This window comes from Phytomonospora endophytica (assembly GCF_014202425.1).
Classification (GTDB): Bacteria; Actinomycetota; Actinomycetes; order Mycobacteriales; family Micromonosporaceae; genus Phytomonospora; species Phytomonospora endophytica.
In genome coordinates, this window is sequence record NZ_JACHGT010000002.1 from 449,088 (window position 1) to 458,899 (window position 9,812).

Annotated in this window: 7 protein-coding genes; all 7 read right to left on the minus strand. The window is 65.9% G+C overall.

Features of this window, described 5'->3' with window-relative positions; all coding sequences use genetic code 11:
* Positions 1-90: 90 nt before the first annotated feature.
* On the minus strand, positions 91-1,848 hold the full coding sequence (locus HNR73_RS05360) for an ABC transporter substrate-binding protein (protein WP_203685960.1): 1,758 nt from the start codon (positions 1,846-1,848) through the stop codon (positions 91-93).
* Positions 1,849-1,890: 42 nt separating this feature from the next.
* Positions 1,891-2,910 carry an ABC transporter permease gene (locus HNR73_RS05365; RefSeq protein WP_203685962.1) on the minus strand — a complete coding sequence of 340 codons (1,020 nt, stop codon included), beginning with the start codon at positions 2,908-2,910 and terminating at the stop codon, positions 1,891-1,893.
* A gap of 587 nt (positions 2,911-3,497) precedes the next feature.
* The gene (locus tag HNR73_RS05370; protein WP_184786132.1) at positions 3,498-4,520 is read right to left on the minus strand and encodes an ABC transporter ATP-binding protein; all 1,023 of its coding nucleotides are present in this window, start codon (positions 4,518-4,520) and stop codon (positions 3,498-3,500) included.
* Positions 4,513-5,544 (minus strand): ABC transporter ATP-binding protein, encoded by a 1,032-nt coding sequence (locus HNR73_RS05375; RefSeq protein ID WP_184786133.1) that lies wholly within the window; start codon positions 5,542-5,544, stop codon positions 4,513-4,515. The genes HNR73_RS05370 and HNR73_RS05375 overlap by 8 nt, the downstream gene beginning before the upstream one ends.
* A gap of 5 nt (positions 5,545-5,549) precedes the next feature.
* Positions 5,550-6,485 (minus strand): ABC transporter permease, encoded by a 936-nt coding sequence (locus tag HNR73_RS05380; RefSeq protein WP_184786134.1) that lies wholly within the window; start codon positions 6,483-6,485, stop codon positions 5,550-5,552.
* Complete coding sequence (locus HNR73_RS40615; RefSeq protein ID WP_184786135.1) at positions 6,478-7,482, minus strand: ABC transporter permease; 1,005 nt, start codon at positions 7,480-7,482, stop codon at positions 6,478-6,480. The genes HNR73_RS05380 and HNR73_RS40615 overlap by 8 nt, the downstream gene beginning before the upstream one ends.
* Before the next feature lie 131 nt (positions 7,483-7,613).
* On the minus strand, positions 7,614-9,254 hold the full coding sequence (locus HNR73_RS05390) for a peptide ABC transporter substrate-binding protein (protein ID WP_184786136.1): 1,641 nt from the start codon (positions 9,252-9,254) through the stop codon (positions 7,614-7,616).
* Positions 9,255-9,812 lie beyond the last annotated feature (558 nt).

Consider the following 9,812-nt stretch of genomic DNA (forward strand, 5'->3'; position numbering starts at 1 on the left):
TTGTCCTTCGGGGCGGCGGGGCCACGCCGTGACGCGTGGCCCCGCCTGGCTGACCAGGTCAGCCGATCGTACTTTCGCCTGTCTGAGTGATCAGCCGGCGTTCAGCGCGGGGTCGCGCACGAAGAGCTTCGTGACGTCGACCGTGCTGAGGTTCTGCTGCAGGTACTGGCCGCCGACGTTGGAGCCGGTGATCCAGACGTTGTAGCTGGAGTCCAGCGGCACGTACGGCGCGAACTCCGTCAGGATCTTCTCGTCCAGCTCACCCCAGCCCGGGAGGGCCTCGGTGATGGGCAGGCCGCTGAGGCGGTCGATCTCGTCCTCGATGGTCTTCTCGGTGAAGAACGAGTAGTTCGTACCGGTGTTGGCGTCGAGCACCAGGCCGTCCTCGCCCAGGCAGGGCGGGATGACCGTGGAGCCGGACGGCCAGTCCGCACCCCAGCCGGCCCAGTACAGGTCGTACTTGTTGGTCGGGTCACCGATCTGACCGTAGTAGTCGTCCGGGCTGATGGCGATGGTCTCCAGCTCGATACCGGCCTTGGCGTACTCCTCCTTGAACATGTCGGCGATCTGGCCCGACAGTTCACCGTCGTTGGAGTAGGCGTAGCGCAGCTTCGTGGCCTTGCCGCCGAGGAGGCCCTTGGCCTTCTCGATGTCGGTCGGGTAGACGTTGAACTCCTTGTAACCCGGCACGGACTTCGTCATGAAGCTCGTGTTCGGCTTACCGGCGAACTCGCCACCGTTCAGCTGGATCCAGCGGTCACGCGGCACCGCGTAGTTCAGGGCCTGGCGAACGGCCAGGTCCTTCACGCGCAGGTTGTTGATCGCCAGGTAGCCGTTGTACTTCTGCTCACCGTGGACGAGACGACCCTTGTACTTGTCCATGTTGCCGGTGACGTTGCCCAGGATGTCGGGGTGGACACCGGTGAACGACCACAGGTTCTCATCGCCGGAGGCGTTGGCGTCGAGACGGACCGAGTTGTCCTTGGGCTCGGTGCCGAACTCGAAGGTCCACTTGTCCGGGTACGCGTGGCGGATCGGGTCGCTGTCGGCGGCCCAGTGCTCGTTGCGGACCAGGGTCATCGACTCGCCGAGGGTGCGCGACTCGATCTTGTACGGACCGGACGAGAACGGCTTGTTGTCGTAGTCGGTCTTGGTGTCCTTGGCCTCGGGCACCGGGGTGGTGTTCGGCATCGCGACCGCGAAGGGAACCTCACAACGGGCGGTGTCGAAGCTGAAGGTCAGCTTGTTGCCGTCGACCTTGACGCCCGGCGGGACCTTCTCGGCGCCGTCGTACGGGCCCTTGTACTCACGGCTCTCCTGCAGCCAGTTCTGCAGGAACTGCGCGCCGTCGGCGAGCTCGGGCGAGAAGCTGCGGGCGATGCCGTAGGCCACGTCCTGAGCGGTGATGACGGTGCCGTCTTCGTACTTAAGGCCGTCCTTGAGCGTGAATTCCCAAGTCTTGCAGTCTCCGGCGACGTCCTTGCCCGAGTCGGTCGCGAGGTCGCCGACGAGCTGGATGCTGCCGTCACCGACCTCTTTGTAACCGGTCAGGGTACGGCCGAGCAGACCGCTCTGGATCATCATGAAGGAGCCGACGTAGGTGCGCGCCGGGTCAAGGTGGGTGAAGTCCGTCAGACCGATGTACTTCAGCGTTCCGCCGGTCTGAGCGCCCTCGACCGGCGCGGCCGGTCCCTTGGCGTCCTCGGCGGTACCGATGATGTCGAGGGAGCCCTGGGTCCCCTCATTCGTGCCTTCGCCGCTGCCGTCACCGCTGTTCGTGGAACACGCGGTGAGCGCCAGCGAGAGCACCAAACCGCCGAGAACGGCGACCCTGGCGTGCTTTCTCACTGCCATTACTCCTCTATTCGTTTTCCGTGCGGGCAGCACGGCTTACCGGTTCGACTTCGGGTTGAGCGCATCACGCACGGCGTCGCCGAACAGGTTGAAGGTCAACACCAGCAGGAAGATGGTGCCGCCACTAATGACCAGCAGGAACCAGCCGTTGAGGCCCTGCATCTTTCCGACCGCGAAGTTGACCAGGCGGCCAAGGTCGGGGTGGGGATGTCCCACACCGATGTTGAGGAACGCGAGGTAGGCCTGGAAGCCGACGAATCCGGGGACCGCCATGGAGAAGGAGACCAGGATCGGCGCCCACACGTTCGGGAGGATCTGCTTGAAGATGATGTGCCAGTTCCCGGCGCCCGAGGCGCGGGCGGCCTCGATGAACTCGCGCTCGCGCAGGGAGATGACCTGGCCGCGGGTGAGGCGCGCGGTGCCGACCCAGCCGAAGATGAGCAGGATCCCGGTGACCATCAGGCCGGAGAGGATCAGCGGCCGCTCGCTGGGGCCGCCGAAGAAGACCTCCTGCATGATCGGGAAGGCCGCCAGGGCGACGATCAGGAACGGCAGGCTGAGCATCACGTCGATGATCCAGTTGATGACCGCGTCGACCCAGCCGCCGAGGAAGCCGGCGGTGGCGCCGATGATCGCGCCGATCGCCGTGGCGAGGATCGCGCAGATGATCGAGATCGTCAGCGAGGTGCGCATGCCCGTCAGCAGCTGCATGAGGACGTCTTCGCCGTTGCCCTGCAGGATGCCGAGCCAGTGCGAGCCGCTCACGCCGACGAAGCCCAGCGGGACCGAGCTGCGGTCGAGCAGGTCCGGGTTGTGCGCGTAGGCGTCGGTGCCGTAGATCGCCGTCCACAGTGGAACGCCGTAGGCGGCGAGGAGGATCCCGAGGATCAGGGCCCCGGTGACCCGGGCGGTACGGTCGCGCTTGAGCCGGATCCACGCCATCTGGCCGGGCGAACGGCCGTGGACGGACTGCTGCTTTCCGTCGACGGTCTCCGTCACGACCACCTCGGGTTCGATAGACCCGGGGTCGGTGATCGGCTCGATCATTCCGGTCATCGGCCGCGTCGCTCCTCTTAGGACAGGGACAAGGGGAGACCGACACTGTCGGTGATGAGCCACACAGTGCCGTTCCTCACTGCAACGTAGCCTCGCGCGGGCCGTTTCAGAACGCCGCCCGTCATCGGTTGGATAACAAGTCGATCACAGGCCGGAATGAAGGTGTGTAAGACGTTGAATGACGCTCAACCGGATTCCAAGTGGCCGATGGCGCCATCCTCCTTATGGTCATCTAGCTGGGCGATCAGTGCCGCGGGAAAGAGACGTCCGGGCCAGGGGCGTAGGCCACCTGTCAGGGCCCGGCTGAGCAGCGAAGATTTTCGGCGGGGCCCGGTGGACGTCCGGCCGGCCGGTTTCGAGCGCTCACGCTCACGCGCGGTGCGCGCTTCGGAGCACCCGCGCGGAGGCGTCGTGGCCGCCCGGGAGCGCTTTGATCTCCGCCCCACGGCGGAGGCGGCCACTCCTGCGGCGGCGTGGCGCGTGGGCCGTGTGACGCCGTGCGGCATAGTGACGGACGCACTAAAAACGGCCACGACCGGAAACCGCGCTGGGCGATTTCCGGCCGTGGCCGTGTTGCTTCCGGTCCCCTACTCGACGGCGTGCACCACGTCTCGGACCGCGGCGTAGTGGCAGGCGTTGGGGTGGGGTGCGCCCTGACGGATCTGCAGGAGCGGCTCTTCGGCCGCGCACTTGTCGGTGGCCTTCCAGCAGCGCGTCCGGAACCGGCAGCCCGAGGGCGGGTTGGCCGGCGACGGGACGTCGCCTTCCAGGACGATCTCGTCGCGGTGACCGCGAAGAGTCGGGTCCGGGACGGGCACCGCGGAGAGCAGCGCCTGGGTGTAGGGGTGCATCGGGGACTCGTAGATCTCGTCCTCGGTGCCCAGTTCGGCGATCTTGCCCAGGTACATCACCGCGACACGGTCGGCGATGTGCCGGACGACGGACAGGTCGTGCGCGATGAACACATAGGACAGACCCAGCTCGTCCTGGAGCTCTTCGAGCAGGTTGATGACCTGAGCCTGGATCGACACGTCGAGGGCCGAGACCGGCTCGTCGCAGATCAGGATCTCCGGCTTGAGGGCCAGCGCGCGGGCGATCCCGATGCGCTGACGCTGACCGCCGGAGAACTGGTGCGGATAACGGTTGATGTGGTCGGGGTTCAGGCCGACGACGTCGAGGAGGTCCTGCACGGCCTTGCGGCGACCGGCCTTCGGCACCACGTCGGGGTGGATGGCGAAAGGCTCGCCGATGATGTCGCCGACGGTCATGCGCGGGTTCAGCGACGTGTACGGGTCCTGGAACACCATCTGCACGTTCCGGCGCAACCGGCGCATGCCGGCCCTGCCGAGCCGGGTGACGTCCTCACCGCGAACGGAGATGGATCCCTCCGTCGCGCTCTCCAGACCGACCAGGAGCTTCGCCAGGGTCGACTTCCCGCACCCGGACTCCCCGACGACGCCGAGGGTCTCGCCCTTCTTCAGGGTGAGGTCGACGCCGTCGACGGCCTTGACGTGGCCGACGGTCGACTTGAAGACGATGCCCTGCCGGATAGGGAAGTGCTTGCGCAGTCCCTTGACCTCCAGGGCGATGTCGCCGGTGGGGCTAGACATCCTGGATCACCTCCGAGGAGAAGTGGCACGCCGCGGCGCGATCGGCGGCCACCGTGGCGAGAACGGGGAGCTCCCGGGTGCAGATTTCCTGCGCGTAGGCACACCTGGGCGCGAAGTTGCACCCGGGCGGAAGGTTCGTCAGCACCGGCGGTAGGCCCTTGATGATCTCCAGCCGCTGGCCCTTGGTGTCCAGTCGCGGAATCGACTTGAGCAGCGCCTTGGTGTACGGGTGGGCCGGGGTCGCGAAGGTCTCCAGGACCGGTGCCTGCTCCACGATCCGGCCGGCGTACATGACCGAGATCTTGTCGGCCACGTCCGCCACGACGCCGAGGTCGTGGGTGATGAGGATCAGGCCCATGTGCCGCTCGATCTGGATCTCCTTGAGCAGGCGCATGATCTGCGCCTGCACCGTCACGTCGAGGGCCGTGGTCGGCTCGTCGGCGATCAGGAGGTCGGGGTCGAGAGCCAGCGCCATCGCGATCATCACGCGCTGGCGCATGCCACCGGAGAACTGGTGCGGGTACTCCTTCAGCCGCTGCGCGGCCGCGGGAATCTTCACCAGGTCGAGGAGTTCGAGGGAACGCGCCATGGCGTCCTTCTTCGACATCCCACGGTGCTGCCGGAACAGCTCGGAGAGCTGGAACCCGACCGTCCACACCGGGTTCAGCGCCGACAGCGCGTCCTGGAAGACCATCGCGACATGGTTACCGCGGACGCGGCGGGCGCGCTCCTTGCCCAGCTTGAGCAGGTCCACGTTGTGGAAGAGGACCTCGCCGCCGGCGATGCGCGCCGGCGGTGACTCCAGGATGCCCATGATCGCCTGCGAGGTGACCGACTTGCCGGACCCCGACTCGCCGACGATGGCGAGGGTCTCGCCGCTCTCGACGGAGAAGGAGGCCCCGTTGACGGCCTTGGCGATCCCGTCGCGGGTGTGGAACTCGACCCGCAGGTCCTCGACCCGCAGCAGCGTGGCCGTGGGGTCGGCGTCGGGCAGGATCTCCGACTTGATCTTGACATCGGACATCTGGCTCACCTCAGCTTCGGGTCGAGGGCGTCACGGATCGCGTCACCGAGCAGCACGAAGGCCAGGATGGTGATGATCAGGAATGCGCTGGGTACGAGCAGCAGCCGGGGATAGCCGGTGGTGAAGTACCCGGCGCCGGTGCTGATCATCATGCCCCAGGTGATCTCCGGGGGCCGCACCCCGAGTCCCAGGAAGGACAGCGAGGCCTCGGCGGTGATCATGCCGGCGATGCTCAGCGGGATCAGCGAGACGACCGGCGCCATCGCGTTGGGCAGGATGTGCCGGAACATGATCCGGCGGTCCGAAGCGCCCAGCGAACGGGCGGCCTGCACGTAGTCGAGGCCGCGCGATTCGATGACGCTGGCGCGGATCAGGCGCATCGTGCCGGTCCAGCTGAAGATGATCAGGGTGATCGCGGCGGGAATGATCGCCTGGAACCGCGTGCCGAGGCCCGGGATCTTCCAGTCGCGGAACATCGTCAGCAACAGCATCGCGCCCAGCAGGAACGGGATCGAGTTGAACACGTCGACCGCGCGCGAGAAGATCGCGTCGACCCAGCCGCCGTAGAAGCCGGCGAGGACGCCGAACAGGCCGCCGATCAGCAGGGTCGCGGTGACCACGATGATCGCGAGCTGGATGGACGGCCCGGCACCGTAGATGGCCTGGGCGTAGTAGTCGCAGCCGAACTCGTCGAAGCCGAACCAGTGCGAGCCGCTCATGCCGCCGCGCGTCAGCGCCAGGTCGCAGGCCTTGGGGTTCTGGCCCTGGAAGTTGAACAGGCCCGGGAAGAACCCGATCAGCAGCATCACGAGGATGACGAGCGCGGAGATGACCACCGTGGGGCGCTTGCGCAGGTCGTGGAACGCGTCGCTCCACAGGCTGCGGGTCTTCTGCGTCTTGGGGACCACCGCCGCGGTCACCTGGACGTTCGCGTCACTCATAGCGAATCCTCGGGTCGAGTACGGCGTAGAGCAGGTCGATGAGCAGGTTCACCAGCATGTACGACACCGACAGGATCGCGGTGACGGCGATGATGACCGGGGTGTCCACCTTCTTGACGGCGTCGTAGGCGAGCTTGCCCATGCCGGGGATGCCGTAGATGCCCTCGGTGATGACCGAGCCGCCGAGGGCGTCGGCGAGGGTGAAGCCGATGAGGGTGATCACGGGGATCAGCGAGTTGCGCAGCGTGTGGACGATCGTGACGCGACGCTGCCGGAGGCCCTTGGCCTTGGCGGTGCGCACGAAGTCGGCGCGCAGGTTCTCCAACATGCTCGTCCGGGAGAGGCGGGTGATGCCCGCGATGCCGAAGATGCCGAGCACGATGCCGGGTACGAGAAGCGTCAGCCACGGATACCGGGCGTTGTACGAGGGCTGGAACATGATGCCCAGGACGCTGTCGCGTCCGAACTCCTCGCGGGCCCAGTTGCCCAGCCAGACGCCGATGATCTTCTGCGTGAGGATCAGCAGGAGGAAGCCGGGGATGGCGATGGTGAGGGTCGTCCCGATCCGCACCAGGTAGTCGAGGAAGCGGCCGCGGCGCATGGCCGCCAGCACGCCGGCGGTGATGCCGAAGAGGACCCAGACGATCGTCACGATGAGGAAGAGCTGGAGGGTCTTGGGGATCGCGTTGAGGATCAGCTCAGAGACGTCGGCGCGGTTGAAGTTGGTGCCGAAGTCGAAGGACGCCCAGTCCGACATGCGCTTGCCGAACAGGTTGAGGCACGGATCGCCGACCCGGCTCAGGCAAGGGTCGTCGAGACCGAACTTGGCCTTGGTCGCGGCCAGCAGCTCGGGGCTGACCGGCTTGTCGCCGAAGAACGTGCGTACCGGGTTTCCGTTGATCTGGATCGCCAGCGACATCAGGTAGTGCAGCAGGAACATGACAACGCCGAAGGTCAGCACCGCCTGTAGCAGCCGCCTGATCACATAACGCCCCACTGGATCCTCCCCTCTCTTACTCGTGCTCGTGGACCGGTTGATGGCGTGACGAGGGTGGTGGCCACAGTTCCAGGTCGGCCACCACCCTCGGTTGTTGCTATGCGTTACAGCGCCTCGTCAGAGGCTCAGACTCAGGCGAGCTTGAGCTTCACGAAGTCGATGGTCCCCAGGATCGGGTTCCGGTTCACGCTGTCGAAGTCGATCCGCTCACCGATGACCGTGGAGGTCATGCGGGTGAACAGCGGCGCGATGGGGAGTTCGGTGCCCAGGATGGTCTCGGCCTCCTGGTACTTCGCGTTGGCCGCGTTCATGTCCGGAGCGGTGTCGCCTTCGGCCATCAGGGCCTCGTACTGAGCGTTGTAGAACCCGAAGTCGTTGTCCGAGCCGTCCTTGGCGATGCTGGAGTACAGCGGCGCCATGTAGTTCTCGATGGACGGGTAGTCGGGCTGCCATCCGGTGAAGAACGGACCGGTGATCTCCTGGTCGGTCTTCTTCTGGAGGTACTCGGGCCACTCAAGGGTCTTCAGCTCGTACTCGATGCCCAGGTTCTTGTTCAGCTGGTCACCGATCGCCTTGAGGATCTTCTCACCGGTCGGGCTGGTGTTGGTCCACAGTTCGAGCTTCTTGCCCTTGGTCCACTTGCTGGAGTCCAGGAGCGCCTTGGCGCCCTCGACGTCCACCTTGCAGTAGGCGCAGGTGCCGGCCTTGAAGCCCGGGATCATGCTCGGGGTGAGCGAGTCGAGGACCTTGCCCTGACCCTGGAAGATCGCGTCGATGATCGCCTGACGGTCGATCGCCATCGAGAAGGCCTGGCGGACCTTCACGTCGGAGAAGATCTCGTCGTAGACCGGGTAGCCGAGGCTCCAGGTGCTGGGCGAGTCGGCCTCGATCATCTTGTCGCCGTAGGTCGACTTGGCGTCGTTGTAGGCGTCCGGGGTCGGCGCCGCGATGTCGACGGTGCCGGCCTGGAAGTCGGGCCACGCCACCGAGGAACCGGTGTAGATCTTGAAGTTGAGGTCCTTGTAGGAGGACTTCTCGGCGGTGTACTCATCCCAGCGGGTGAGCTTGATCGCCGTCTCGTGCTCCCACTTGCCGACGAACTTGAAGGGACCGTTGCCGATCGGCGTCTCGTTGCACGCGTCGACGGCGGTGCGGCACCCTTCGGCGGTCGGGAAGAAGGCGGTGTAGCCCAGCAGCTGCGGGAAGATGACCCACGGCTTGTCGAGGGTGATCTCAAGGGTGGTGGCGTCAACGGCCTTCACACCGGTGAGCTCGTCGGCCTTGGGGTCGGCGCCCTTCTTGGGGCCTTCCTCGCCGTCGGGGTCCGCACCGGACTGCGTGTCGGCGAAGCCGGAGATCTTCGAGAAGAAGTAGGAGCCACCGTTGGCGTTGCGGCCGTCGACGGCGAAGTCCCACGACTTCTTGAACAGCTCGGCGTTGATCTCCTCGCCGTTCTGGAACTTGAAGCCGGTCTTGAGCTTGATGGTCCAGACCTTGTTGTCCGTCGTGGTCGGCTGACCGTCGGCGATGACGGGCACGAGCGAGCCGTCGTTGCCGTAGTCGTACAGGCCGGAGTAGACCAGACGCGCGATCGCGCCGCCCTCGGTCTCGCCGATGTTCGGGGGAATAAGGCTCTTCGGCTCACCGAGACTCAGGTTGATCTCGCCGGCACCGTCAGAGCCACCATCACCATCGCCGCTGCCACACGCGGTCACAACGAGACCGGCGATGGCTGCCACGGCAACGGCCGACAGGACGCGCTTACTGCGCATCTTCAGCCTCCATTTGGAAATAAGTAAATGAGGTCAGGGCCACCGGCGCGCTGGCTGGGCGTGATTGTTCGCTCGTCCCCGGCACACACGGTGATGCGGGCCACCGGCTGTGAGCCCATGGGACGGAAACCTAGCTCAGGAAATCGAGCCGTTGAGCGCTCGGAGCCATCGGATGGATAACGACTTGGCCACGATAGGCGGCGTTGGATCGAACATCGGAGGCGCCCACGCAGGGAGTTCGGCAATTCGGGCAAGTCAGGGCGCCTCGGGTACCAGAGGGAACCGACCGTTCGGATGAGGTGGACGGAGAGTGAATGGATGGGTGCGCATTGGGGGCGAATCGGGTTTTGTTACCGAAGAGAGATCAGACAGAAACCGATTAAATTCCAATGTGCTGCACGGGTGAGACGGAATGGGGTGGGTTGCGGGGATGAGGAGGGTGTGGTATTGGGGCGGGAGTCCGGGCGGGAGTCCGGGCGGGAGTCCGGGCGGGAGTCCGGGCGGGAGTCCGGGCGGGAGTCCGGGCGGGAGTCCGGGCGGGAGTCCGGGCGGGAGTCC